This window comes from Blastococcus sp. URHD0036 (assembly GCF_000701365.1).
Lineage (GTDB): Bacteria > Actinomycetota > Actinomycetes > Mycobacteriales > Geodermatophilaceae > Trujillonella.
Genome location: NZ_JNIK01000011.1, coordinates 269,025 through 294,007, shown reverse-complemented (window position 1 = coordinate 294,007; position 24,983 = coordinate 269,025). Strand labels below are relative to the sequence as shown.

Annotated in this window: 20 protein-coding genes, 1 tRNA gene and 1 pseudogene; 19 read left to right on the top strand and 3 right to left on the bottom strand. The window is 74.1% G+C overall.

Annotated elements, in window-relative coordinates:
• The first annotated feature begins 39 nt into the window (after nt 1-39).
• The 3 genes and pseudogenes from N555_RS0108405 to N555_RS29080 all read left to right on the top strand — a co-directional run.
• Entirely contained in the window at nt 40-294 is a 255-nt protein-coding gene (locus tag N555_RS0108405) for a DUF4244 domain-containing protein (RefSeq protein ID WP_081866071.1), read from the top strand.
• Between the two features lie 2 nt (nt 295-296).
• A complete protein-coding gene (locus N555_RS0108400) occupies nt 297-692 on the top strand; it encodes a TadE family type IV pilus minor pilin (protein ID WP_231502656.1) in 396 nt (131 codons plus the stop codon).
• Nucleotides 689-1,051: pseudogene (locus tag N555_RS29080) on the top strand (Rv3654c family TadE-like protein); the annotation flags it as partial. The gene N555_RS0108400 and the pseudogene N555_RS29080, both read left to right, overlap by 4 nt.
• 33 nt (nt 1,052-1,084) lie before the next feature.
• On the opposite strand, the gene N555_RS0108395 reads toward N555_RS29080, so the two are convergent.
• On the bottom strand, nt 1,085-3,565 hold the full coding sequence (locus N555_RS0108395; RefSeq protein WP_231502655.1) for a DEAD/DEAH box helicase: 2,481 nt from the start codon (nt 3,563-3,565) through the stop codon (nt 1,085-1,087).
• A gap of 211 nt (nt 3,566-3,776) precedes the next feature.
• Here N555_RS0108395 and N555_RS0108390 point away from each other — a divergent pair, with 211 nt between their 5' ends.
• The 5 genes from N555_RS0108390 (at nt 3,777) to N555_RS0108370 (ending at nt 11,879) form a co-directional block, all read left to right on the top strand.
• The gene (locus N555_RS0108390; RefSeq protein ID WP_029431047.1) at nt 3,777-6,041 is read left to right on the top strand and encodes a sodium-translocating pyrophosphatase; all 2,265 of its coding nucleotides are present in this window, start codon (nt 3,777-3,779) and stop codon (nt 6,039-6,041) included.
• A 171-nt stretch (nt 6,042-6,212) separates the two neighbouring features.
• A complete protein-coding gene (locus N555_RS0108385; RefSeq protein ID WP_029431046.1) occupies nt 6,213-6,530 on the top strand; it encodes a hypothetical protein in 318 nt (105 codons plus the stop codon).
• Entirely contained in the window at nt 6,527-8,056 is a 1,530-nt protein-coding gene (locus N555_RS0108380; RefSeq protein WP_029431045.1) for an alpha/beta hydrolase, read from the top strand. The genes N555_RS0108385 and N555_RS0108380 overlap by 4 nt, the downstream gene beginning before the upstream one ends.
• A 188-nt stretch (nt 8,057-8,244) precedes the next feature.
• On the top strand, nt 8,245-11,109 hold the full coding sequence (topA, locus tag N555_RS0108375; RefSeq protein WP_034509367.1) for a type I DNA topoisomerase: 2,865 nt from the start codon (nt 8,245-8,247) through the stop codon (nt 11,107-11,109).
• Nucleotides 11,110-11,117: 8 nt separating this feature from the next.
• On the top strand, nt 11,118-11,879 hold the full coding sequence (locus N555_RS0108370) for a class I SAM-dependent methyltransferase (RefSeq protein WP_231502654.1): 762 nt from the start codon (nt 11,118-11,120) through the stop codon (nt 11,877-11,879).
• A 1-nt stretch (nt 11,880) separates the two neighbouring features.
• Here the strand turns inward: N555_RS0108370 and N555_RS0108365 are convergent, their stop codons facing one another.
• Nucleotides 11,881-12,684 (bottom strand): trans-aconitate 2-methyltransferase, encoded by an 804-nt coding sequence (locus tag N555_RS0108365; RefSeq protein ID WP_029431042.1) that lies wholly within the window; start codon nt 12,682-12,684, stop codon nt 11,881-11,883.
• A gap of 113 nt (nt 12,685-12,797) precedes the next feature.
• On the opposite strand from N555_RS0108365, the gene tmk reads away from it, so the two are divergent.
• The 6 genes from tmk to N555_RS0108335 all read left to right on the top strand — a co-directional run bounded on the left by tmk (nt 12,798) and on the right by N555_RS0108335 (nt 17,778).
• Complete coding sequence (tmk, locus tag N555_RS0108360; protein ID WP_029431041.1) at nt 12,798-13,448, top strand: dTMP kinase; 651 nt, start codon at nt 12,798-12,800, stop codon at nt 13,446-13,448.
• Entirely contained in the window at nt 13,445-14,638 is a 1,194-nt protein-coding gene (locus N555_RS0108355; protein WP_029431040.1) for a DNA polymerase III subunit delta', read from the top strand. The genes tmk and N555_RS0108355 overlap by 4 nt, the downstream gene beginning before the upstream one ends.
• Nucleotides 14,639-14,688: 50 nt before the next feature.
• Nucleotides 14,689-14,761, top strand: a tRNA-Thr gene (locus tag N555_RS0108350).
• 219 nt (nt 14,762-14,980) lie between these two features.
• Nucleotides 14,981-15,850 carry an LLM class F420-dependent oxidoreductase gene (locus tag N555_RS0108345; RefSeq protein ID WP_029431039.1) on the top strand — a complete coding sequence of 290 codons (870 nt, stop codon included), beginning with the start codon at nt 14,981-14,983 and terminating at the stop codon, nt 15,848-15,850.
• A 64-nt stretch (nt 15,851-15,914) separates the two neighbouring features.
• On the top strand, nt 15,915-17,183 hold the full coding sequence (locus N555_RS0108340; RefSeq protein WP_029431038.1) for an amidohydrolase family protein: 1,269 nt from the start codon (nt 15,915-15,917) through the stop codon (nt 17,181-17,183).
• A gap of 142 nt (nt 17,184-17,325) precedes the next feature.
• Entirely contained in the window at nt 17,326-17,778 is a 453-nt protein-coding gene (locus N555_RS0108335; RefSeq protein WP_156036258.1) for a hypothetical protein, read from the top strand.
• 169 nt (nt 17,779-17,947) lie between these two features.
• On the opposite strand, the gene N555_RS0108330 is transcribed toward N555_RS0108335, so the two are convergent.
• Nucleotides 17,948-18,442, bottom strand: a complete 495-nt coding sequence (locus N555_RS0108330; RefSeq protein WP_029431036.1) for an inorganic diphosphatase — start codon at nt 18,440-18,442, stop codon at nt 17,948-17,950.
• 56 nt (nt 18,443-18,498) lie between these two features.
• Here N555_RS0108330 and dacB point away from each other — a divergent pair, with 56 nt between their 5' ends.
• The 5 genes from dacB to ftsH all read left to right on the top strand — a co-directional run bounded on the left by dacB (nt 18,499) and on the right by ftsH (nt 24,979).
• Nucleotides 18,499-19,926 (top strand): D-alanyl-D-alanine carboxypeptidase/D-alanyl-D-alanine endopeptidase, encoded by a 1,428-nt coding sequence (dacB, locus tag N555_RS0108325; protein ID WP_051683846.1) that lies wholly within the window; start codon nt 18,499-18,501, stop codon nt 19,924-19,926.
• A 36-nt stretch (nt 19,927-19,962) separates the two neighbouring features.
• Nucleotides 19,963-21,054 carry a zinc-dependent metalloprotease gene (locus N555_RS0108320; RefSeq protein WP_081866070.1) on the top strand — a complete coding sequence of 364 codons (1,092 nt, stop codon included), beginning with the start codon at nt 19,963-19,965 and terminating at the stop codon, nt 21,052-21,054.
• Nucleotides 21,055-21,061: 7 nt separating this feature from the next.
• Nucleotides 21,062-22,090 carry a tRNA lysidine(34) synthetase TilS gene (gene tilS / locus N555_RS0108315; protein ID WP_029431033.1) on the top strand — a complete coding sequence of 343 codons (1,029 nt, stop codon included), beginning with the start codon at nt 21,062-21,064 and terminating at the stop codon, nt 22,088-22,090.
• Complete coding sequence (hpt, locus tag N555_RS0108310; protein ID WP_051683845.1) at nt 22,087-22,674, top strand: hypoxanthine phosphoribosyltransferase; 588 nt, start codon at nt 22,087-22,089, stop codon at nt 22,672-22,674. Before tilS ends, hpt begins: the two co-directional genes overlap by 4 nt.
• A 295-nt stretch (nt 22,675-22,969) precedes the next feature.
• A complete protein-coding gene (ftsH, locus tag N555_RS0108305; RefSeq protein ID WP_029431031.1) occupies nt 22,970-24,979 on the top strand; it encodes an ATP-dependent zinc metalloprotease FtsH in 2,010 nt (669 codons plus the stop codon).
• The last annotated feature ends 4 nt before the right edge of the window (nt 24,980-24,983 follow it).

Sequence of the window (24,983 nt, the reverse complement as noted above, 5' to 3'; positions counted from 1 at the left end):
CGAGGGCCCCGACGGAGGGCTCCCGATCGAGGAGGACCCATGGACGGAACGCACGAGGACACCGGGCCGGCGGCGACCGGAGCGGCAGCGCGGGTGGTGCGCCGCTCGGCGCTGCGGCGGCTCTGGGGCCGCCTGACCGCGGAGCCCGAGGCGGGGATGAGCACCGCGGAGTACGCGGTGGGCACGATCGCCGCCTGCGCCTTCGCGGCCGTGCTCTACAAGGTGGTGACCGGCGGGTCGATCGTCACCGCGCTGACCGACCTGGTCGCGTCCGCGCTGGCGACCCTCTCCTGACCGTGCGCGCGCTGTGCCGGGCGGTCCGCCGCCGGCTCCGGAGCGAGGCCGGGATGGTCACCGCCGAGACGGCGGTCGTGCTGCCGGTGCTGCTCCTCGTGCTGGCCGCGGCCGTCTCCGCCGTCGTGGTCGTGGGCGCGCACCTGCGGTGCCTGGACGCGGCCCGCGAGGGCGCGCGGGCGGCTGCCCGGGGGGACGCGCCGGCCGCGGTGCGTGCCGTCACCGACCGCGCGGCGCCCGACGGGGCCACGACCGCGGTCGAGGTCGACGGCGACCGGGTGCGGGTCACCGTGTCGGTCCTGGTCCCGCCGCTGGGGCCGGTGCCCCTGACCGTCCGGGTCAGCGCCAGCGCGGTGGCGGAGCTGGAGCCGGGCGTGCTCCCGGCCGGCGCGGGATGAGCCGGCGCGGGATGAGCGGGCGCGCGGGCGCTCTCCGGGGGGAGCGCGGGTCCGCCACGGTGTGGGTCGTCGCGCTGGGCGGCGTGCTGGCCGCGGTCGGGATGGCCGCCGTCCTGGTGGGGGTCGCGGTCACGGCCCGGCACCGGGCGACGGCCGCGGCCGACCTCGCCGCCCTCGCCGGCGCCGGGCGAGCGGTGGTCGGCGATCCCGGCGCCTGCGCGGTCGCGGCCGAGGTCGCGTCGGCCAACGGGGCGTCGCTGCGCAGCTGCACGGTCGGCGGCGGCGCGGTCGTGGCGGTCACCGTGGAGGTGACGGTGGAGCTGGGCCCGCTGGGCAGCCGCTCCACCCTCGCGCGGGCCCGCGCCGGTCCGGTCGCGCCTGACGTCGGCTCGTCAGAAGACGAGGTCGTCCTCGCGGGCGCCGGCGCCGGTCCCCTCGGTCGTCGGCTCGTCCGGCGGGTCGCCGTCCCCGGTTCCGTCCGTCTCCATCCGGTCGTCGGCGGCGGCCAGCTCGTCGAGGACGACGTCGAGCACGCGGACCGCGCCGGCCTTGTCCAGCGGGTCGTTGCCGTTGCCGCACTTGGGCGACTGCACGCACGAGGGGCAGCCGCTCTCGCACTCGCAACTGGCGATGGTGGCGCGGGTCGCCTGCAGCCACCGCCGCAGGACGGCGAACCCCCGCTCGGCGAAACCGGCGCCCCCCGGATGGCCGTCGTAGACGAAGATCGTCGCCTGCCCGGTGTCCGGGTGGACGGCCGTGGAGAGGCCGCCCAGGTCCCAGCGGTCGCAGGTGGCCAGCAGCGGCAGGATGCCGATCGCCGCGTGCTCGGCGGCGTGCAGGGCGCCGGGCAGCGTGGCGTCGTCGATCTCGGCATGGGCGATGGCCCGCTCGTCCAGCGTCAGCCACACCGCGCGGGTGCGCAGTTGCCGCGCCGGCAGGTCGAGGGCGAACTCGGCGAGGACCTCGCCGGTGCCCTGCCGCCGGCGCTGGTAGGCCACCACCTGGTTCACCACGTCGACGACGCCGGTGTGCGCGGTGACCGTGCGCAGCCGGCGCGAGCGGTCGACGTCCACGACGGACAGGTCGGTCACGTCGCGCGCCACGGTCGTCCACTCCGGCGACTCCGGGTGCACGACCGCGCAGGCGTCCTCGACGTCGAGCTCGTCCACGACGAACGTCTCGCCGCGGTGCACGTACAGCGCGCCGGTGTGCACGGTCGAGTGGGCGGCCCCGCCGTCCACGGTGCCGAGGAGCCGTCCCGTCGACCCCTCGATGATCGACACCGGTGCGGCGCCGTCGCCGCGGATGTCGACGTCCGGCCGTCCCTTCCCGGCCCAGTACCAGCCGGTGGGGCGTCGCCGCAGCAGCCCCTCCTCGACCAGCTCCGCGATCCGGGCCTCGGCGACCGGGCCGCCGAAGTCGGCCAGGTCCTCGGGGACCAGGGGCAGCTCCGCCGCCGCGCAGCACAGCTGGGGACCCAGGACGTAGGGGTTGCTCGGATCGGTCACCGTCGCCTCGACCGGCCGGCCGAAGACGGCGCGGGGGTGGTGGGCGAGGTAGTGGTCCAGCGGGTCGTCCCGGGCGACGAAGACGACCAGCGACTCGCGCTGGGCTCGTCCCGCCCGGCCGGCCTGCTGCCACAGCGACGCGAGCGTGCCCGGATAGCCGGCCAGCACGACGGCGTCCAGCCCGGCGATGTCGATGCCGAGTTCGAGGGCGTTGGTCGTGGCCACCCCGAGGAGTTCTCCGGAGGAGAGCGCCCGTTCGAGCTCGCGGCGCTCCTCGGGCAGGTAGCCGCCGCGGTAGGAGTCCACCCGTGCGGCGAGGTCCGCTCGGCCCCGCTCGACCAGGACGCGCCGGGCCTGGTCCGCGACGGACTCGGCGCTGCGCCGCGAGCGGACGAACGCCAGGGTGCGGGCCTGCCGTTCCACGAGGTCGGCGAGGAGCGACGCGGCGTCGTTGGCGGCCGACCGGCGCAGCGGCGCACCGTGCTCGCCCAGGCGCTCCGTCAGCGGCGGCTCCCACAGCGCGAAGGTGGCACCCGGCCGGGGGGAGCCGTCCTCGGTCACCGCGACGACCGGGCTGCCGACCAGCCGGCCGGCCGCTCCGGCGGGGTCGCTCACGGTCGCGGAGGCGAGCACGAACACCGGCTCGGCGCCGTACCGGCGGCAGATCCGGCGCAGCCGGCGGAGCACGTGCCCGACGTGCGAGCCGAAGACCCCGCGGTAGGCGTGGCACTCGTCGACGACGACGTAGGCGACGCGGCGCAGCGTCGAGGACCACTTCTGGTGGGCCGGGAGCACGCCGCGGTGCAGCATGTCCGGGTTCGTCACGATCCACCGCGAGTGCCGGCGCACCCAGTCGCGCTCCTCCATGGGGGTGTCGCCGTCGTAGGCGGCCGGCCGGACCGACGGGTCTGCCAGAGCAGCGACCGACGCGAGCTGGTCCCTCGCCAGGGCCTTGGTCGGCGCGAGGTACAGCACGCAGGCGCGGTCGTCCTCGGCCAGCCGGCTCAGCGCGGGCAGCTGGTAGGCCAGCGACTTCCCCGAGGCGGTCCCGGTCGCCACCACCACCGACGTGCCCGCGTGTGCCAGTTCCGCGGCCTCGACCTGGTGCCGGTACGGAGCCGGCACCCCCTGCTCCTCCAGTCGGCGGCGCAGGTCCGGTGCCACCCACTCCGGCCACGGCAGCGTCCGGCTGTCCCGGACGGGCAGCCGGTGGACGTGGGTGACCGGCTGTTCGTCCTCCGGCGTGGCCGCCAGGAGGTCGTCGAGCAGCTCGGCGCCGGGCAGCACCCCGGCGGCCTGGTCCCGCCCCGCGGAGCCGGGGTCCGTGCCGGGAGGGGGAGCCGACAGGACCGGGTGGAGCGTCACCACCCCACCACTGTCACACCTGCCGGCAACCCGCGGCGTCCCCTGGCCCGTCGCACGGGGAGTAACGGTCTCACTGCGGGACTACCGGAAACGCCTGTGATCTGGCTTACACTCGCGCGGCGTCCGGCCCGGCGAGTCCCGCCGGCGGACGAGACCTCCGCCGTCCGGGGCGTGTGTGTCCCGGCAGTCGCTGACCGCTGGGAGGAACCACATGCCGGAATCCGCTCTGTCCGGCGGGGACGTGGCGATCGTCGTCGTCGTCCTCGCCATCTCCCTCGCCGCCCTCGCCTTCGCCGCCTATCTGGTCCGAGCGGTCATGGCCGCCGACCAGGGCACGACGACCATGCGCGACATCGCCCGAGCCGTCCAGGAAGGTGCCGCGGCCTACCTGCGCAGACAGTTCCGCACCCTCGGGGCGTTCGCCGTCGTCGTCTTCCTGGTGCTGCTCGTGCTCCCCGTCTCCGAGGGCGGCTGGGGCACCCGGGTCGGCCGGGCGGTCTTCTTCCTCGTCGGCGCCCTGTTCTCGGCGGCCGTCGGGTTCATCGGGATGACGCTGGCCACCCGTGGCAACGTCCGGGTGGCTGCCGCGGCCCGCGGCGGGGGGTACGTGCCCTCCTTCCGGATCGCCTACCGCACCGGCGGCGTCGTCGGGATGATCACGATCGGTCTCGGCCTGTTCGGCGCCTCGCTCGCGCTGCTGTTCTTCGACGAGACCGCGCCCGTGGTGCTGGAGGGCTTCGGCTTCGGCGGTGCCCTGCTGGCGATGTTCATGCGCGTCGGCGGCGGCATCTTCACCAAGGCCGCCGACGTCGGTGCCGACCTGGTCGGCAAGGTCGAGGCGGGCATCCCCGAGGACGACCCCCGGAACGCCGCGACGATCGCGGACAACGTGGGCGACAACGTCGGCGACTGCGCCGGCATGGCCGCGGACCTCTTCGAGTCCTACGCCGTCACGCTCGTCGCCGCGCTGATCCTCGGCCAGGTCTTCCTCGGCGCCGACGGCATGGTCTTCCCGCTGGTGGTGGCCGCGATCGGCGTGATCGCCTCCGTCGCCGGCATCCTGATGAGCAACCCCGGCACCAACGACTCCAGCGGCATGGCGCCGATCAACCGCGGGTTCTTCTCCTCGGCCGTCGTCTCGCTGGTCCTCGTGGCCGCGGCCTCCTTCACCGTGCTGCCCAGCGTCGCCGACCTCGAGGACACCGTCGTCAGCCCGCAGGTGCTCGGCTTCCTCTCCGTCCTGGTCGGCATCGTCCTGGCCGCGGCCATCCAGCAGCTCACCGGCTACTTCACCGAGACCTCGCGCAAGCCGGTCAAGGACGTCGGCCGCAGCTCGCTCACCGGCCCGGCGACGGTGATCCTCTCCGGGATCTCGCTCGGCCTGGAGAGCGCCGTGTACGCGGCCCTGCTCATCGGCGGCGCCGTCTACCTGGCCTTCCTCATCGGCGGTGGCGCGGCGCTCTACGCCGTCGCGCTCGCCGGCTGCGGGCTGCTCACCACGGCGGGCGTCATCGTGTCGATGGACACCTTCGGCCCGGTGAGCGACAACGCGCAGGGCATCGCCGAGATGTCCGGCGACATCGACGAGGCGGGGGCCCGCGTGCTCACCGACCTCGACGCCGTCGGCAACACCACCAAGGCCATCACCAAGGGCATCGCCATCGCGACCGCCGTCCTCGCGGCGACGGCGCTGTTCGGCTCCTACAACGCCCAGATCGGCGTGGCGCTCGACGAGGCGGGCGCCACCCTGAGCGACGCCTTCAGCCTGGTGAAGCCGAACAACATCGTCGGCGTGATCCTCGGCGCCTCGGTCGTCTTCCTGTTCAGCGGGCTGCTGATCAGCGCGGTCTCCCGCGCGGCGGGGCGCGTCGTCTTCGAGGTGCGTGAGCAGTTCCGCACCCACCCCGGGATCATGGACTACAGCGAGCGGCCCGATTACAGCCGCGTCGTCGACATCTGCACCAAGGACTCGCTGCGCGAGCTGGCCACCCCGGGGCTGATGGCGGTGCTGGCGCCGGTGGCCGTCGGGTTCGGCCTCGGCATCGGCCCGCTGGCCGCCTACCTGGTGGGGGCCATCGCCGCCGGCACGCTCATGGCGGTCTTCCTCGCCAACTCCGGCGGCGCCTGGGACAACGCCAAGAAGATGGTGGAGGACGGCGCCCACGGCGGGAAGGGCAGCGAGGCCCACGCCGCGACGGTCATCGGCGACACGGTCGGCGACCCGTTCAAGGACACCGCCGGGCCGGCCATCAACCCGCTGATCAAGGTGATGAACCTCGTGGCGCTCATCATCGCCCCGGGGGTCGTCAGCCTGTCGCTGGGCGAGGACGAGAACACCGCCGTCCGTGTGCTGATCGCGCTGGCCGCGACCGCGGTGATCGTCGCGTCGATCGTCGTCTCCAAGCGCCGCTCGGTCGTGGTGGGCGGCGCCAGCACCGAGACGTCCGGTGAGGAGCTGACCGCGACCGTCCCGTGAGTGCACGCCCCGGACCCTGCGGCGGCGGGGGACGCCGCAGGGCCGGGGCGCAGCAATTGTGGACGGCGGCCACCGGTGTGGACGGAGGGCGGCCCCGGGTCGGTGCCGATCCCTAACGTGCCGCGGCGCCGGTCCACTCGGGCCGGCTCCGCAGTCCGGGAGGTCGCCCTCGTGTCCGACAGCATCGCCGTCCAGCTCGACAGCCTCGAGGCGTTGGCCGACGAGCTCCTCCTGCTCGGCCTCGAGTTGGCGGGGGAGGCCGAGCTCTGCCGATCGGCGACGCACACGCTCACCACAGCCGTCGACGGCGAGCTGGGCACCCGGGCCGGCGAGCTGGGCTCCGCGTGGGCGCGGCTGGTCGAGCTCCTCGGCCAGGACGCGGTCACGGTGGGCCGGGGCCTGCACGAGGCGGTGCACTCCTACCGGGAGCTGGAGGCCGCGCTCTCCGACCGCAACCTGTACGCCGCGGCCGGGGTCCCGGTCCCGTGACCTCCGGGCTGTCGGCCGTCGCGGCCTGGGACACCCGGCTGCTCGGCAACGCCGTCACCACACTGCGCTCCGTCGGCGACCGGCTGGCCTCGTGGCGGGCGCGGGTGGAGCAGGTGGGCCGCGCCCTGCAGGCCGCGGAGTGCTGGTCGGGTGAGGCCGGTCAGGCGGCCGCGGGCACCCTGGTCCGGCTCTCGACCGTCGGAACCGAGGTCGGCGCCGCCCTGGACCGGTCGCTGGTCCACGCCGACGTGGTGGTGCTGCTCGCCGCCCGCGCCGCCGACGAGGCCGGCGCCGCCCGGGCGGCAGCCGCCGCGGTCCCGGTCGCCCTGGACGAGCAGGGTGTGCTCGGTCCGCTGCCGCCGGTCCCCCTGGAGGCGGGGCTGGACCCGGCGACCGCTCTCGCGCACCAGTACGCCCGGATCGGCGAGCAGGCGGTCGCCGCGGCGCAGGCAGCGGAGGTCGCGACCGCGGCGCGCGGCTGGGCGCACCAGGCCGCCGAGCAGGCCGGCGAGGCGCTCGCGGCCCTGGCGGTCGTGGGCGTGTTCGGCGGGGTGCCCCCTGCCACCTTCGCGGACCTGAGCGCCGTCGTCGGCGCGCCTCCTCTCGCGCCGGTCAGACCGCCGGTGACCCCGCCGGCGGTGGCCGGCTGGTGGGCGGCGATGTCGGAGGAGCACCGACTGCGGTGGATCGAGACCGAGCCCGGCCTCATCGGGGTCCTCGACGGCGTCCCGGCCTGGGCACGCGACCGGGCGAACCGGCTGCTGCTCGACGAGATCCTGCCGGGGGACCCCGGCTTCGCCGTGGCGACGGCGACGGCGAACGAGATCCGCGTGCGGGAGGAGGCCGGAGAGGTGGTGCAGCTCCTCCAGTTCGCGCCCGAGCACGAGCTGGTGGCCCTCTCGCTGGGCGATCTCGACACCGCCGACGCGATCGGGATCGTGGTCCCCGGCGTCGGCAACGACCCGATCGGCGAGCTGGACGACGTCGCCGACGACGCGGACGCCGTGGCCCGTGCCGCGGGAACCGCGGCGCCCGGGCTGGCGGTCGCGACGGTGGCCTACCTGGGCTACCGGCCCCCCGTGAACCCGCCGCAGGGGCTCGAACGTGAGCCGGCCAGGATCGGAGGAGCGGCGCTGGACAGGGCGCTCGACGGCATCGCCGCCACCCGTGCCGCGGACCCGGCCCGCGTGACGGTGGTCGCGCACAGCTACGGGACCGTGGTGACCGACGAGGCGGCCGACCGGCCGGGCGACCTGGCCGCCGACGCCGTGGTGCTGATGGGCAGTCCCGGGGTCGACAACGACCGCGCCGGGTTCGAGGTCGACGAGATCTACGAGGCGTCGGGTGGCTCCGACCCGGTGACCTGGCGGGAGCTGCACGGCGGCCAGACGTGGGACCCCGACACCGGCCTGGACGCCGTCACGCTGCCCACGGAGTGGGACATGGGCCACGGTGACTACTACGACCCCGACCGCCCGACGCTCGCCGCGATCGGCGAGGTGGTGGCCGGCACCCACGACGGGTGAGGGCGGGAACACGGGGGGCGTGCCGCCCATTGGAGCGGGTGTCGGCGCGCCCACGCTCGGTCGCCACTCCATGCCGCAGCGGGGTCGTGGCCTACCGTGGCCCTCGCCGAGGGTGGGACGTGCATTCCGGCGTCCCCCGGCGTGCCGACGCCGGAGCCCGCAGCCAGAGCACCACCGACAGGAGCACCGTGGCCCCCACGAAGACCGCGAACACCGGCACCGACCCCGCCAGCGAGACCGCCGGCGGGACGAGCACGCCTGCCCGCCGTCGCACGGCCGCGGCCGGTGGTCGTCCGCTGGTCATCGTGGAGTCGCCGACCAAGGCGAACAAGATCGCGGATTACCTGGGTGCCGGCTACATCGTCGAGGCCAGCGTCGGGCACATCCGCGACCTGCCGCGCAACGCCGCCGACGTCCCCGCCGAGCACAAGGGCGCCTCCTGGGCGCGGCTCGGCGTCGACGTCGACAACGGGTTCGAGCCGCTCTACGTGGTGAGCCCCGACCGCAAGCAGCAGGTCAGCCGGCTCAAGCAGCTGGTGAAGGAGGCGAGCGAGGTCTACCTCGCCACCGATGAGGACCGCGAGGGCGAGGCCATCGCGTGGCACCTGGTCGACACGCTCAAGCCGCGGGTGCCGGTCCGCCGCATGGTGTTCCACGAGATCACCCCCGAGGCCATCGCCCGCGCCGTCGCCAACCCGCGGGAGCTGGACACCGCGCTGGTCGACGCGCAGGAGACCCGCCGGATCCTCGACCGTCTCTACGGCTACGAGGTCAGCCCCGTGCTGTGGAAGAAGGTCCTGCCCAAGCTCTCGGCCGGCCGCGTGCAGTCGGTGGCCACCCGCATCGTCGTCGAGCGGGAGCGCGAGCGGATGGCCTTCCACGCCGCCGACTACTGGTCGCTCGAGGGCACCTTCGCCGTCCCGGGCAAGACCTCCGGCGCCGACGAGGGCGAGCCCACCACGCTGCGCGCCAAGCTCGTCAGCGTCGACGACAGCCGGGTCGCCACCGGCCGTGACTTCGACCCCGCGACCGGCCGGGTCACCGGCGAGGTCGTGCACCTGGACGAGGCCGGCGCCCGGGGCCTGGCCGCCCGGCTCGAGGGCCGGCAGGTCACCGTGAGCCGGGTCGACGAGAAGCCCTACCGGCGCCGTCCGTACGCCCCGTTCACCACCTCGACCCTGCAGATGGAGGCCGGCCGCAAGCTGGGCTGGTCGTCCGCGCAGGTCATGCGGGTGGCCCAGCGGCTGTACGAGAACGGTCACATCACCTACATGCGCACCGACTCGACGAACCTGTCGAACGAGGCGATCAACGCCGCACGCACGCAGGCCCGCGAGCTCTACGGCGACGCGTACGTGCCGGCCGAGGCGCGGCGCTACGCCAAGAAGGCGAAGGGTGCCCAGGAGGCGCACGAGGCCATCCGCCCCGCCGGGGACAGCTTCCGCACCCCCGGCCAGCTCTCCGCCGAGCTCGGGCGTGACGAGTTCCGCCTGTACGAGCTCGTCTGGCAGCGGACCGTCGCCTCGCAGATGGCCGACGCCGTGGGCCAGACGGTGAGCATCCGGCTGGCCGGTCGCAGCGCCACCGACGAGGCCGTCGAGTTCACCGCCAGCGGGCGCACGATCACCTTCCCCGGCTTCCTGCGCGCCTACGTCGAGTCCCGCGACGAGGGCAGCGCGGGCGGCGACGACGACCAGGGCAGCGACGACGCCGAGCGCCGGCTGCCCCGCGTCGAGCGCGGCCAGCAGCTGGACACCCGGCAGCTGGACGCCAAGGGGCACACCACCAGCCCGCCGTCCCGCTACACCGAGCCGAGCCTCGTGGCCCGGCTGGAGGAGCTGGGCATCGGCCGCCCGTCGACCTACGCCTCGATCATGCAGACGATCCAGGACCGCGGGTACGTCTGGAAGAAGGGCGCCGCGCTGGTCCCCTCCTTCGTCGCCTTCGCCGTCGTGAACCTGCTCGAGCAGCACTTCGCCCAGCTGGTCGACTACGACTTCACCGCCTCCCTGGAGGAGGAGCTCGACGAGATCGCCGGCGGCAACCTGCAGCGCGTCACCTGGCTGACCGAGTTCTACTTCGGCGGCGAGGGCGGGCACGCCGGCGCGATCGCCCAGGCCGGCGGCCTGAAGCAGGTCATCGGCCAGCGGCTGGAGGAGATCGACGCCCGGGGCGTGAACTCCATCCCGCTGCGGGCCACCGGTCCCGGCGGGGAGCCCGTCGTCGTCCGCGTCGGCCGCTACGGCCCCTACCTGCAGGCCGGTGAGGACGGCGGCCGGATGAGCATCCCCGAGGACCTCGCGCCCGACGAGCTCACGCAGGAGAAGGTCGTCGAGCTGCTCGAGGCGCCCTCGAGCGACCGCGAGCTCGGCACCGACCCGGAGTCCGGCCACCCCGTCGTCGTGAAGGCCGGCCGCTACGGGCCCTACGTCACGACCGTGGTGCCCGAGGGCAGCAAGGAGGGCCCGCGCACCGGGAGCCTGTTCTCCTCGATGTCCCCGGAGACGGTCACCCTCGAGGACGCGCTCAAGCTGCTCAGCCTCCCGCGCACCGTCGGGGTCGCCCCGGACGGCGAGGAGATCCAGGCCCTCAACGGCCGCTACGGGCCCTACCTCAAGAAGGGCACCGACTCCCGGTCCATCGAGGGCGAGGACAAGCTCTTCACCACCACGCTCGACGAGGCGCTGGCGATCTTCGCCCAGCCCAAGCAGCGGGGGCGCGCGGCGGCCAAGGCGCCACTGAAGGAGCTCGGCAACGACCCGGTCACCGAGGGCGCGATCACCGTCCGCGAGGGCCGGTTCGGGCCCTACGTGACCGACGGCGAGACGAACGCCAGCCTCCGCAAGGGCGACGACGTCGAGACGATCACGATCGAGCGCGCCGCCGAGCTGCTCGCCGACCGCCGCGCCGCCGGTCCGGCCAAGAAGAAGGCCACCAAGAAGACGACGGCCAAGAAGACGACCGCGAAGAAGACGACGGCCAAGAAGACCGCGGCGAAGGCGCCGGCGAAGAAGAAGGCCGCCTCGCCGTCGGACGCGGTGCCGCTGGCCTGAGGTCGACCGTGACCGACTCGCTGGACCCGGCCGCCTGGCAGGCGCGGCGGACGTCGTTCGGGTCGGTCGCGGCCGACTACGCCGCGCTGCGGCCGGGCTATCCGGCCGATGCCGTGACCTCCCTCGTCGGCGACCGGCCGCTGCGGGTGCTGGACCTCGGTGCGGGCACCGGGCTGCTCACCGAGGCGCTGGTCGCCGCCGGGCACGAGGTGGTCGCGGTCGACCCGTCGGCGGAGATGCTCGGGCAGCTGCGGTCCCGGCTGCCGCAGGTGTGGACCGCGACGGGCGGTGCCGAGCAGATCCCGCTGCCCGACGCCGACGTCGACGCGGTCGTCGCCGGCCAGGCCGCGCACTGGTTCGACCCGGAGCGGTCGGCGCCGGAGCTGCGGCGGGTCCTGCGCCCCGGCGGCGCGATCGGGTTCGTCTGGAACACCCGCGACGAACGGGTGCCCTGGGTCCGCGCCCTCGGGGAGGCGCTCTCCGCCGAGGCCCGCGGGCACGAGGCCGACCAGGGAGTCGTCGACGCGTTCGCCCGGACCCTGCCCGCGACGCTCACGCACACCCGGTCGTCGGTTCTGCAGCGGATCACCGCTGAGCATGTGGTCGCCGGCATCGGCACCCGCAGCTACGTCGCCACCATGGACGACGCGGCGCGCGAGGTCTTCCTGGGCCGGCTGCGCGCGCTGCTGGCCGAGCACCCCGACACCCGGGGCCGCACCGTTCTCGACCTGCCGTACCGGACCGACGCCTACCGGCTCCAGCCGGTCTGACTCACCCCTCGCGCCGGCCGACGGCGAAGACGCGGCGGAACGGCAGCAGCGTCGTCCCGTCCGGGCGCGGCGGGTAGGCCGCTCGGAGGGCCGCGGCGTACTCGCCGGTCAGCTCGGCGGCCTCGGCGTCCGCCAGCAGCGCCAGCACCGGGCGCAGGACGGTGCTGCGCACCCAGCCCAGGACCGGGTCCGGACCGGAGAGCACGTGCAGGTAGGTGGTCTCCCAGGCGTCGGCCCGGAGCCCCGCCGCCTCGAGCACCGCCAGGTACCCGGCGGGGTCGAGCACCGGGCGCGGCGGGGGAGCGGCGGCGGCCAGCCGGTCGGCCCAGCGGGCCGAGGTGCACAGCTCGGCGAGCAGCCGGTGGGTCGGCGCCCCGTGGTTGCCGGGCACCTGAAGGCCCAGCCAGCCGCCCGGTGCCAGCGTCCCGGCCCAGCGGTCGAGCAGCTGCTCGTGCCCGGGCACCCAGTGCAGGACGGCGTTGGAGACCAGGACGTCGACGGGGTGCTCCGGCCGCCAGTCCCGGACGTCGCCGGCGACGAACGAGATCCGGTCGGGCACGGCGTGTGCCGCGGCGGCGGCCAGCATCTCGGCCGAGGAGTCCACGCCGGTCACCCGGGCGTGCGGCCAGCGGACCGCCAGACCGGCGGTCAGCGTCCCCTCGCCGCAGCCGAGGTCGACGACCACCCGCGGGTCGACGGCGCCGACGCGGGCCAGCAGATCGGCGAACGGCCGGGCCCGCTCGCCGCCGAAGCGCAGGTACTGCGCCGGGTCCCAGGCGGCGGGACGGGCGTCGGGACCGGTCACGCCGCCGACCCTACGAGTGGACCGGGACCGTCACCCCCGGCCGGTAGCGTGGCGCCCGCGCGACCGGCCCGCACGGTCGCGCCCGCCTCCGCCACGTCCCCCGGGAGACCGCCATCCGCACCGCCGACCGCACCGGTCTGTTCCTCGCCTTCGAGGGCGGCGAGGGCGCGGGCAAGTCCACGCAGGTGCGCCTGCTGTCGGACTGGCTGACCGCGGCGGGCCACCGGGTGCGGGCGACGTTCGAGCCCGGCGACACCCCGGCCGGCGCGGTGATCCGCCAGCTGCTGCTCGACCGCGCCGACCTCGCCCTGAGCTCGCGGGCGGAGGCGCTGCTCTACGCCGCCGACCGGGCGCAGCACACCACCGCCGTCCTGCTGCCCGCCCTGGCCGCGGGCGAGGTCGTCGTGACCGACCGCTTCGTCGACAGCTCGCTCGCCTACCAGGGCGCGGGCCGGGAGATGGCGCGCGAGGAGGTGGCCCGACTGTCCCGCTGGGCCACCGAGGGGCTGGTCCCGGACCTGACCGTGCTTCTGGACCTGCCACCGGAGACGGGGCTGGCCCGCGCCCGGGGCCGGGCGGCCGCCGACCGCATGGAGGCGCAGTCCCTGGAGTTCCACGAGCGGGTCCGCCGGACCTTCCTGGAACTCGCCGCGGCCGAGCCGCACCGGTACCTGGTGCTCGACGCCACCCGGCGACCGGAGGACCTCGCGGCGGACGTCCGTGACGGCGTGGCCGCGCTGCTCGACCCGGCGGCGTCGCGGTGAGCGTCGGGGTGCACGAGGGCGTCTGGGCCGGCCTCGTCGGTCAGGACGACGTCATCGAGGTCCTGCGCGGTGCGATCGAGGACCCGACGGCGATGACCCACGCCTGGCTGTTCACCGGTCCGCCGGGGTCGGGGCGGTCCGTGGCCGCCCGCGCGTTCGCTGCGGCCCTGCAGTGCCCCGACGGCGGCGACGGCACCTGCCACGCCTGCCGCACGGTGCTGGCCGGCACGCACGCCGACGTCGCGGTGATCGTGCCCGATGGGCTGTCGATCGCGGCCAAGGAGGCCCGCGAGCTGGTGCGGGTCGCCGGTCGCGCGCCCTCGCAGGGTCGCTGGCAGGTCATCGTGGTGGAGGACGCCGACCGGATGACCGAGCACGCCGCCAACGCCGTCCTGAAGATGCTCGAGGAACCGCCGCCGCGGACGGTCGTGATGCTCTGCACGCCGAGCCTGCACCCCGACGACATCATGGTGACGATCCGCTCCCGGTGCCGCGTGGTGGCCCTGCGCACCCCGCCCGTCGACGCGATCGCCGACGTGCTGGCCCGCCGCGACGGCATCGACCCGGCGATGGCGGCCTGGGCGGCCGCGGCGTCCGGCGGGCACGTCGGCCGGGCCCGTCACCTGGCTCGCGACGAGGGCGCCCGGCTCTCCCGCAAGGCGGTGCTCGACGTGCCGCTCTCGCTGGTCTCGCTGGCCGCCTGCTTCAACGCCGCCGACGACCTGGTCGCCGCGGCCAAGGAGGAGTCCGACCAGGCCACCGCCGCGCTCGACGGAGCGGAGACGGAGGCGGTCAAGAACAGCCTGGGGGTGGGTGCCCGCGGCCCGGGGGTCGCCGCGGCCAGCCGTGGCGCCGGCCAGCTGAAGGAGCTGGAGAAGCGGCAGAAGTCCCGGGCCACCCGTCTGGGCCGGGACTCGCTGGACCGGGCGCTGGTCGACCTCGCCGCGCTGTACCGCGACGCGCTGGTGCTCGCCGCGGTCCGGGAGGCCGAGGGGCAGGTGCCGCCCCTGGCCCACCCCGACCGCCGGGCCGACGCGCAGGAGCTGGCCGCGCGGATCGGCGCCGAGGGTGCGCTGCGGCGGATCGACGCGGTGCTGGCGTGCCGGACGGCGCTGGAGCAGAACGTGAAGCCGCAGATCGCCGTCGAGGCCCTCACGGTGGCCCTGCGACTCCCCGCCGACCGCGCCTGACCGGTGCGCGGACGCGCGCCGGCGGTGTCGTAGGCTGGTCGCGCACGTCCGCCGCCTTAGCTCAGTCGGTAGAGCATCTCACTCGTAATGAGAAGGTCGTCGGTTCGATTCCGACAGGCGGCTCTCCTCTTCCCAGCGCCTCAGCCCTCCTGGGCCGGGGCGCTGAGTCGTCTCCGGGGCCATGTGCCCCTGTGTGGGACCGTGGCGGGACGGCGATGACCTGGGTCACAGTCCGGTATCGCAAGGCGTACGATTGCCAAGCCACCGTCCACCAGCGATGATGCGATCGATGTCTATTCGTCGAAGCATCCGCGAGTTCCGCCGGATGCCGAGGAGCGCTGCATGAGACTCGGTCTCCACCTGAACGACTACTCGCATCTGGGTGAGCCGGGCGAGATGGGGCCGGCCCTCGCACGCATCGCCCGCTCCGCGGAGGAGACCGGCTTCGCCCGGCTGAGCGTCACCGACCACCTCTGGCAGATCAGCCTCATCGGCGAGGAGAACGAGCCGATGCTGGAGGCGTACACGACACTCGCCTTCCTGGCCGGCTCCACCTCGAGGATCGAGCTGCAGCCGCTGGTGACCGCCGCGACCTACCGCGCCCCCGGCCTGCTGGCGAAGATGATCACCACGCTCGACGTGCTCTCCGGCGGCCGCGCGTGGCTGTCGATCGGGCAGGGCTGGAACGAGCAGGAGGCCACGGGCCTCGGCCTGCCGTACGACCACCACGACGGTCGGTACCAGCGGCTGGAGGAGACGATCCGCATCTGCCTGCAGATGTGGAGCGACACCGACGACCCGGTCGTCAGCGAGCACTACCAGCTGGGCCAGACGCTCAACGAGCCCCGCCCCGTGTCCCAGCCCCGCCCGCGGATCCTCATCGGTGGTGGTGGGGAGCTGCGCACGCTGAAGCTCGTCGCCCAGTACGCCGACGCGATGAACGTCTGGGGCGGCGACGAGGCCGGGCAGAAGATCGCCCGCCTGCGGGAGCGGTGCGACGAGGTCGGCCGCGACCCCGACGAGATCGAGAAGACGGCGCTGTGGACCTTCGACGTCGAGGGCCCCAAGGGTGTGGACGGCGTCCTGGCCGACCTGCGCCGCCTGCACGAGCTCGGTTTCACCACCGTCTACGGGTGGGTGCCCGATCTCGGCTCCGAGGCCCAGCTGGAGGTCCTCGGCTCGAAGGTCATCCCGGAGGTCAGCTCCTGGTGACCCCCACCGCGCACCGGCCAGCACACCGATCCCCCCAGATGTCGCAGATGAGAGAGGTACGGGCATGAACGTCGAAGACATGATCATGATCAGTATCGACGACCACGTCGTCGAGCCGCCCGACATGTTCAAGAACCACGTCCCGGAGAAGTACAAGGACGAGGCCCCGAAGTCGATCCCGGACGAGAACGGCTACGAGAAGTGGTGGTTCCAGGGCAACTCGATGGGGACCGTCGGCCTCAACGCCGTCGTCGGCTGGCCGAACGAGGAGTGGGGCCTGAACCCCGCGACCTTCGCCGAGATGCGCCCGGGCGCCTATGACATCCACGAGCGCGTCGCGGACATGAACCGCAACGGGATCCTCGCGTCGATGTGCTTCCCGTCCTTCGCCGGCTTCAGCGCGCGGTACTTCCAGGAGGCGAAGGACAAGGACCTCGCCCTGATCATGCTGAAGGCCTACAACGACTGGCACATCGACGAGTGGTGCGCGGCGTACCCGGGCCGGATGATCCCGTGCGCGATCCTGCCGGTCTGGGACCCGGTGGCCCTGGTCGCCGAGGTGGAGCGGGTCGCCGCCAAGGGTGTTCGGGCCGTGACGATGCCGGAGCTGCCGCACCTGCAGGGCCTGCCGAGCTACCACGACCTGGAGTACTGGGGGCCGTTCTTCGAGCGGGTGTCGGAGCTGGAGGTCGTCGTGTGCCTGCACATCGGCCAGGGCTTCGGCGCCATCAACGGCGCCCCGGAGGCGCCCCTGGACAACTTCATCATCCTGGCCACCCAGGTCTCCACCTTCGCCGCGCAGGACCTGCTGTGGGGCGGGGCGATGACGAAGTACCCGGACCTGAAGATCGCCTGGTCCGAGGCCGGCATCGGCTGGATCCCGTTCTACCTGGACCGCTGCGACCGGCACTACACCAACCAGCGCTGGCTGGGGCACGACTTCAAGGGCAAGCTGCCCAGCGAGATCTTCAAGGAGCACTCGCTGGCCTGCTACGTCACCGACCCGACCGCGCTCAAGGTCCGCCACGACATCGGTGTCGACATCATCGCGTGGGAGTGCGACTACCCCCACTCGGACTCGATCTGGCCCAACGCCCCCGAGTTCGTCAACGCGGAGATGAAGGGGTCCGGCGTGCCGGACGACGAGGTCCACAAGATCCTCTGGGAGAACACCACCCGGTTCTTCGGCCTCGACCCGTTCAAGCACATCGCCAAGGAGGACGCCACGGTCGGCGCCCTGCGTGCGCTGAGCCCGGACGTCGACACCGAGATCCGCTCCAAGCACGAGTGGCGGAAGCTGTACGACCTCCGTCAGAAGGCCCAGACGGCCTGAGTCGAACCGCCCTCCCGTAGGAGGGCGGCGAGAACCGACCGCCGCGTCGGTGCACGGTCCTCCGGGGCCGTGCACCGGCGCGGCGTCGTCGTCCCCGGGGGACGTGCGGGGGGAGCCCGCTGGCGGTCGTTACGGTTCCGCCGTGAGACGACGCGCGATCATGCTGATGCTGGGGACGGTCGCCACCGCCCTGCTGACCGGCTGCACCTCGGAGGTGACCGGCAGCGCCACGGCCGGCGGTGAGGCCCGCGTGCCCTCCGACGACGCCCGGCACGAGACGTTCTGCACCGACGTCCCGGTCCTCCTGCAGGACGTCATCACACAGCTCGGCGAGGTGTCCACCGACCCGGCCTCGGCCGTGCAGACGCTGACCGACGTGGTCGGCCAGATGGAGCAGGTGCAGCCTCCCGACGACGTCACCGACGAGTGGGAGCGCTTCGTCACCGCGATCCGCGACATGCGCGACCTGCTCGCCACGGTGGACCCCACCGACCCCACGCCGGACCCGGCGTTGACCCAGCAGGTGCTCGACCTCCAGCCCGAGCTGGTCGACGCGGGCAGCGCGATCGACGAGTGGGGCCAGGCGAACTGCTGAGCCGGCTCCTCGGGGCTCGGACACGCCGACGGCGGTGCACCCCGGGGGGTGCACCGCCGTCGATGTCCGTCGTGCGCTCGGCGGCCGCTCTGAGGAGGGCCAGGGGTTCGGCCACCCTTCAGGGGCCCGCGCCGAGCTTGCGAGGCGTGGGGGGAAGGGTGGTCCTTTCTCAGTGGTGGGGGCCGGCCTCGGCGGCACGCCGGATGGAGGCCTCGATCTCGGCCTCGGCCTCGGCGCGCCCGACCCACTCGGCACCCTCGACCGACTTGCCCGGCTCGAGGTCCTTGTAGGTCTCGAAGAAGTGCTGGATCTCCAGCCGGTCGAACTCCGAGACGTCGGTGATGTCCTTGAGGTGCGACATCCGCGGGTCGGTGGCCGGGACGGTGAGGACCTTGTCGTCCCCGCCCGCCTCGTCGGTCATGCGGAACATGCCGATCGCCCGGCAGGTGATCAGGCACCCGGGGAAGGTCGGCTCCTCCAGGAGCACCAGGGCGTCGAGCGGGTCGCCGTCCTGACCGAGGGTCATCTCGATGTACCCGTAGTCCGCCGGATAGCGGGTGGAGGTGAACAGCATCCGGTCCAAGCGGATGCGGCCGGTGGCGTGGTCCAGCTCGTACTTGTTCCGCTGGCCCTTGGGGATCTCTACCGTCACGTCGAACTGCACGGGTCGTAGTGTGGCGCACGACGCCCCGGCTGCTGCGCCGGAGGTGGTCTCAGGGGGTGGACACCATCGCGTCGAGCGGTTCGACGACCGTCACGCCGAAGTACTCGCGCTTCCGCCGGCGGCTGGTCCTGGCCCTCCTGGCGCTGGTCGTGGTGATCGCCCTCGCCGCCGTCTGGGCGGTGCGCTCGACCGGCGGGGACGACGCGGCCGAGCAGTCCGGCGACACCGGGGTCGCGGGTGCCCAGCTGCCCGACGTGGGGGAGGCCGCCCCGGTCCTGGCGGCCCTGTCCGCCGACGCGCCGGCCCCCGACCCGGCCGCGCTCGACGCGGCGCTGGCGCCGGCGCTGGACAGCTCCGCGCTCGGTGCGGCCCCCGCGGCGGTCGTGGTGGACGTCGCCACCGGCGACGTCCTGCTGGACCGGGACGGCGAGCGCCCTGCGGTCCCGGCCTCCACCGCCAAGCTGTTGACCGCCGCGGCGGCACTGACCACCCTCGGCCCGGAGCGGACGTTCACCACGACCGTCGTGGCCGGCGCGGCCCCCGGCGAGGTGGTCCTCGTCGGTGGCGGCGATCCGACGCTGTCCACGACCGACCCCTCGCTGACCTATCCGGGCGCCCCCACGGTCGCCGACCTCGCCGGCCAGGTGCAGCAGACCCTCGGGGGGATCCCCGTGACGAGCGTCGTCGTCGACAACGGGCTCTTCACCGGCCCGCTGACGGCTCCCGGGTGGGGGCCGGGTGACGCCCCCTCGACCTACGCCGCGCCCGTCACGGCCACGGCGGTGGACGGCGCCCGGATCGCACCCGGCAGCCCCCAGCGCAGCGGCGCCCCGGGCACCGACGCCGGGCGCGCCCTCGCCGAGGCCCTCGGCGTCCCCGAGGCGACCGTCCGGCTGGGCGACGCGCCCGAGGGGGCACGGGAGCTCGGCAGCGTCCGCTCGGCGCCGGTCGCCCGCCTGGTCGAGCAGACGCTGGCGCAGTCGGACAACCTGCTCGCCGAGGCCCTCGGCCGGCACGTGGCCCTGGCCCGCGACCTGCCCGCCACCTTCGACGGCGTGGCCGAGGCCGTCCCCGCCGCGCTGGACGAGGCCGGCTTCGACCTCGAGGGGGTGACCCTCGCCGACGGCAGCGGCCTGTCGGCCGTCGACCGGGTGCCCGCGGCGCTGCTCACCGGGCTCCTGACCGCCGCCGCCGACGGCTCCGCGCCGGACCTCTCGGCGCTCGTCTCCGGGCTGGCGGTCGCCGGCTACGACGGCACCCTCGCCGAGCGCGGGGACGACGACCCCGCGACCGCGCCCGGCGCCGTGCGCGGCAAGACCGGGACGCTGCTGGGCGTGCACGCGCTGGCCGGCACCGTCGTCACCGCGGACGGTCGGCTCCTGGCCTTCGCGTTCCTCGCCGACGGCGTCTCCGGCGGCGAGGCGCCGGCCGAGGCGGCGCTCGACGACGCCGCGTCGGCCCTGGCCGCCTGCGGCTGCTCGTGACGGCTCCCGGACGGTCGGCGCGCGTACGGTGAGCCGATGAGCAGCGCCTCCTCGATGGTCGACTGGGACCTCGCCGGACGCACCGCCCGCCGGCTGGTCAGCGCGGGTCCGCAGACGACGCGGGAGGAGGCCGCCGCCGTCGTCCGGGAACTCCACGAGGCGGCCGCCACCGCGATCGCGCACGTCGAGGCGCTCACCGGCCTGCGCCCGGTCCCCGGCGGCCCGGTGCCCGAGGTCGCCGTCGTCGACCGGCCCGGCTGGGTCGACGCCAACACGGCCGGCATGTCGGCGCTGATGGACCCCCTGGTCGACGCCCTCGCCGAGAAGCAGGGCTCCCGCCCCGGCGCCATCGCGACCGCGATCGGCTCGCGCGCCACGGGCGTGCAGGCCGGCGCGCTGCTGTCCTTCCTCTCCTCGCGCGTGCTCGGCCAGTACGAGGTCTTCGGCACCGGCGGCCGGCTGCTGCTCGTGGCCCCGAACATCGTCGACGCGGAGCGCCGGCTGGGCGTGGACCCCAGCGACTTCCGGCTCTGGGTCTGCCTGCACGAGGTCACCCACCAACTGCAGTTCACCGGCGTCCCGTGGCTGCAGGGCCACCTCGAGTCCCTGATCGCCGAGTTCGTCGAGGCGACCGACCTGGACGCCGACGTGCTGCGGGACCGGCTGCGTGACGTCGTCCGCAGCCTCGGCGACGCCGTCCGGGGCGGCGACGGTGACGGCGACGAGCCGCAGGGCCTGATGGCGCTGGTCAGCGACCCCGCGCAGCGGGCGGTGCTCGACCGCGTGACCGCCGTGATGAGCCTCGTCGAGGGGCACGCCGAGTACGTGATGGACGGCGTCGGCCCCGACGTCGTGCCCTCGGTGCGCACGCTGCGCAAGCGGTTCGCCCAGCGGCGTAAGGGCCGCGGCCCCGTCGACCGCGTGCTGCGCCGGCTCCTGGGGCTGGAGCAGAAGATGAAGCAGTACGCCGACGGCCGGGTCTTCGTCGGCGGCGTCGTCGACCTGGTCGGCATGGAGGGCTTCAACCGGGTCTGGTCGGGCCCCGAGGCGCTGCCGCGGATCGAGGAGCTGACCGAGCCGGCGCGCTGGGTCGAGCGCGTGATCGGCCGCCCGGCCATCCCCGCCTGAGACGGGCATGAGCGGGCCTCCCCGCGCGGTCGCCACCCTGCGGTCCGCGGTCCGGTCCGGCCTGCGGTCCTCGGACCGGCCGGTGCTCGCCGCCTGCAGCGGGGGAGCGGACTCCGTCGGCCTCGCCGCCGCCCTGGCCTTCGAGGCCCAGGCCGCCGGTGTGCGGGTCGGCGGCGTGACCGTCGACCACGGCCTGCAGCCGGGATCGGCCGACCGGGCCGGGCGGACGGCGGCGCTGCTGCGCGACCTCGGCCTCGACCCCGTGCGGGTGGTGTCCGCCGAGGTGGGCGGTGCCGGCGGGCCCGAGGCGGCCGCCCGTACCGCGCGGTACGCGGTGATGAGCGAGGTCGCCCGCGGGCTCGGTGCCCGCGTCGCCCTCGGGCACACCCTCGACGACCAGGCGGAGACCGTCCTGCTCGGCCTGGGGCGCGGGTCCGGGCCCCGCTCGCTGGCCGGCATGGTCGCCGAGCGGGAGGACGACGGCGTGCTCTGGTGGCGGCCGCTGCTGGGGGTGCGCCGCGAGACGACCCGGCGTGCCTGCGCCGACCAGGGGCTGCCCGTCTGGGACGACCCGTGGAACACCGACCCCGCGTACACCCGCGTCCGGCTGCGCACCGCGGTCCTCCCGCTGCTCGAGGAGGTCCTCGGCGGCGGAGTGGCGCCGGCGCTGGCGCGCACCGCCGGGCTGCTGCGCGAGGACCTGGACGCCCTCGACGGGCTGGCCGCGGCGGAGCTGGCCCGGCTGGCCGGCGAGGCCGGGGACGGGAGCCTGCCCGTGCGTCCGCTGGAGCCGCTGCCCGCGGCGCTGCGCCGGCGGGTGCTGCGCGGCTGGCTGCGCGCAGCGGGGATCGGCGACCTGCAGGCCGTCCACCTGCACGCGGTGGAGACACTGGTCACGCACTGGCGCGGTCAGGGCCGGGTGGACCTACCCGGCGGGGCGGGCGTGGTGCGGACGTCTGGCACTCTGGTCGTGCTGCCGCCGGTCCACCGCGGTGGCGACCCAGGAACCGCACCCCCCGAGGAGCAACCCGCGTGACGGACCCCGACAGCACCACCGGGGGACTCGGTCCCGACCACGGATACGGGCCCGACATCGACCACGTCCTGCTCAGCGAGGAGCAGATCCAGGCGAAGATCGCCGAGCTCGCCGTGCAGGTCGCCCGCGACTACTCCGGCAAGGAGGTGCTGCTGGTCGGCGTCCTCAAGGGCGCGGTCCTCTTCATGAGCGACTTCGCCCGGGCCCTCCAGCTGCCCACGCAGATGGAGTTCATGGCCGTCTCGTCCTACGGCAGCGCCACCAGCTCCTCGGGTGTCGTCCGGATCCTCAAGGACCTGGACCGCGACATCACCGGCAAGCACGTCCTCGTGCTCGAGGACATCATCGACTCCGGGCTGACCCTCTCGTGGCTGCTCAAGAACCTGGGCGGTCGCTCGCCGGCGTCCCTCGAGGTCTGCGCCCTGCTGCGCAAGCCCGACGCGGTCAAGGTGGAGGTGCCGGTGAAGTACATCGGCTTCGACATCCCGAACGAGTTCGTCATCGGCTACGGGCTGGACTACGCCGAGCGCTACCGCGACCTGCCCTACATCGCCACCCTCAAGCCCGAGGTCTATTCCAGTTAGGGGTGGCCGTGCCCGGTGGCGGGCCCGGAGGGTCCCCGCCGGGTGCGGCGGTGGGGCTCAGCAGCAGTCGGGGACGGCACCTGGCCGCGGTGCGGTCCGGAGGACCGCAGAATGATCGCTGCGCATCCGGGTGGTTCACAGTTCTCGTGGAGGGTTTGGCCAGGGTGCCCGGTGTACCGTCGATCGCAACGACGCTGCACCGACGCGCACGGGTGCCCGCCCGCCGCGCAGGGGGCGTCCCCGGGACGATCAGGAGGGTCGACGGGCTGGCCCTCGGGTCGCCCGGCATCGGTGTATGGAACGCAAGAAGATCTTCCGCTCCGTGTGGTTCTGGGTCGTCCTCGTCGTGCTGCTGGCGGTGGGCTTCTCCACGCTGTTCAGCGGCGGTGGTGACTACAAGAGCGTCTCCACGGCCACGGCCCTCGAACAGATCTCCGACGGCAACGTCGAGAAGGTCACGATCAACGACAAGGAACAGACGCTCGACCTCGAGCTGACGAACCCGGTCGAGGGCAGCGACAAGATCACGACGTCGTACCCGGCCGGCGCCTCCGACGACATCTTCCAGCTCGTCTCCGGCGAGAACGGCACGGGCGACGGCGACGGCGTCGACTTCGACACCAACGTGACGCAGGAGAACGTCCTCGTCAGCGTCCTCATCAGCTTCCTGCCGTTCGTCATCCTCCTGCTCCTGCTGTTCTGGCTGTTCAACTCGATGCAGGGCGGTGGCCGCGGGGTCATGGCCTTCGGCAAGTCCAAGGCCAAGCAGATCACCAAGGACACCCCGAAGACGACGTTCTCCGACGTCGCCGGCGCCGACGAGGCGATCGAGGAGCTCCAGGAGATCAAGGACTTCCTCGCCAACCCGGTGAAGTTCCAGGCCGTCGGCGCGAAGATCCCGAAGGGCGTGCTGCTGTTCGGCCCGCCCGGGACCGGCAAGACGCTGCTGGCCCGCGCGGTCGCCGGCGAGGCCGGCGTCCCCTTCTTCACGATCTCCGGCTCGGACTTCGTCGAGATGTTCGTCGGTGTCGGTGCCAGCCGGGTCCGCGACCTGTTCGAGCAGGCCAAGCAGAACGCGCCGGCGATCATCTTCGTCGACGAGATCGACGCCGTCGGCCGCCACCGCGGCGCCGGCATGGGCGGCGGGCACGACGAGCGCGAGCAGACCCTCAACCAGATGCTGGTCGAGATGGACGGCTTCGACGTCAAGGGCGGCGTCATCATGATCGCCGCCACCAACCGGCCGGACATCCTCGACCCGGCGCTGCTGCGCCCCGGCCGGTTCGACCGCCAGATCGCCGTCGACCGGCCCGACCTGCTCGGCCGCAAGGCGATCCTCGCCGTCCACGCGAAGGGCAAGCCGCTCGCGCCGGACGTCGACCTGGAGACCCTCGCCCGCCGGACGCCGGGCTTCACCGGTGCCGATCTCGCGAACGTCCTGAACGAGGGCGCGCTGCTCACCGCCCGTCACGGCGGCACGGTGATCAACGACGCCGCCCTCGAGGAGGCGATCGACCGCGTCCTCGCCGGCCCGGAGCGCAAGACGCGGGCGATGAGCGAGAAGGAGAAGAAGGTCACCGCCTACCACGAGGGCGGGCACGCTCTCGTGGCGCACGCACTGCCCAACCTGGACCCGGTGCACAAGGTGACGATCCTGCCGCGCGGCCGCTCGCTCGGGCACACGCTCGTGCTGCCGACCGAGGACAAGTACACCCAGACCCGCTCGGAGATGATCGACACCCTCGCCTACGCCCTCGGTGGGCGCGCGGCCGAGGAACTGGTCTTCCACGAGCCGACCACCGGCGCCGGCAACGACATCGAGAAGGCCACGTCGATGGCCCGCGCGATGGTCACCCAGTACGGCATGAGCGCCAAGCTCGGCGCGGTGAAGTACGGCAGCACCGACTCCGAGCCGTTCCTCGGCCGGGACATGGGCTCGCGGCCGGACTACTCCGAGGCCGTCGCCGCCGACATCGACGCCGAGGTGCGCGCGCTGATCGAGGCCGCGCACGACGAGGCCTGGGAGATCCTGGTCGAGTACCGGGCGGTCCTCGACCAGCTCGTCCTCGAGCTGATGGAGAAGGAGACGCTGACCAAGGAGGACATGGCCCGCATCTGCGCGCCGGTCACCAAGCGTCCCTCGCTCGCGCCGTACAACGGCTTCGGCAAGCGCACCCCCTCCGACCAGCCGCCGGTGCTGACGCCCACGGAGCGGGCCGGGCTCGCCAACGGCAGCAACGGCAACGGACACGTGTCCGGCGGGTCCACCCCGGTGGGCGACGTCGGCGCGCCCGTGCAACGGTGAGCTG

Excerpts from the sequence above, each read along its gene's own strand:
- N555_RS0108390 (WP_029431047.1), top strand. The coding sequence starts at position 3,777 with ATGCCGGAATCCGCTCTGTCCGGCGGGGACGTGGCGATCGTCGTCGTC.
- N555_RS0108340 (WP_029431038.1), top strand. The coding sequence starts at position 15,915 with ATGAACGTCGAAGACATGATCATGATCAGTATCGACGACCACGTCGTC.
- N555_RS0108405 (WP_081866071.1), top strand. The coding sequence starts at position 40 with ATGGACGGAACGCACGAGGACACCGGGCCGGCGGCGACCGGAGCGGCA.
- ftsH (WP_029431031.1), top strand. The coding sequence starts at position 22,970 with ATGGAACGCAAGAAGATCTTCCGCTCCGTGTGGTTCTGGGTCGTCCTC.
- N555_RS0108345 (WP_029431039.1), top strand. The coding sequence starts at position 14,981 with ATGAGACTCGGTCTCCACCTGAACGACTACTCGCATCTGGGTGAGCCG.
- N555_RS0108320 (WP_081866070.1), top strand. The coding sequence starts at position 19,963 with ATGAGCAGCGCCTCCTCGATGGTCGACTGGGACCTCGCCGGACGCACC.
- tilS (WP_029431033.1), top strand. The coding sequence starts at position 21,062 with ATGAGCGGGCCTCCCCGCGCGGTCGCCACCCTGCGGTCCGCGGTCCGG.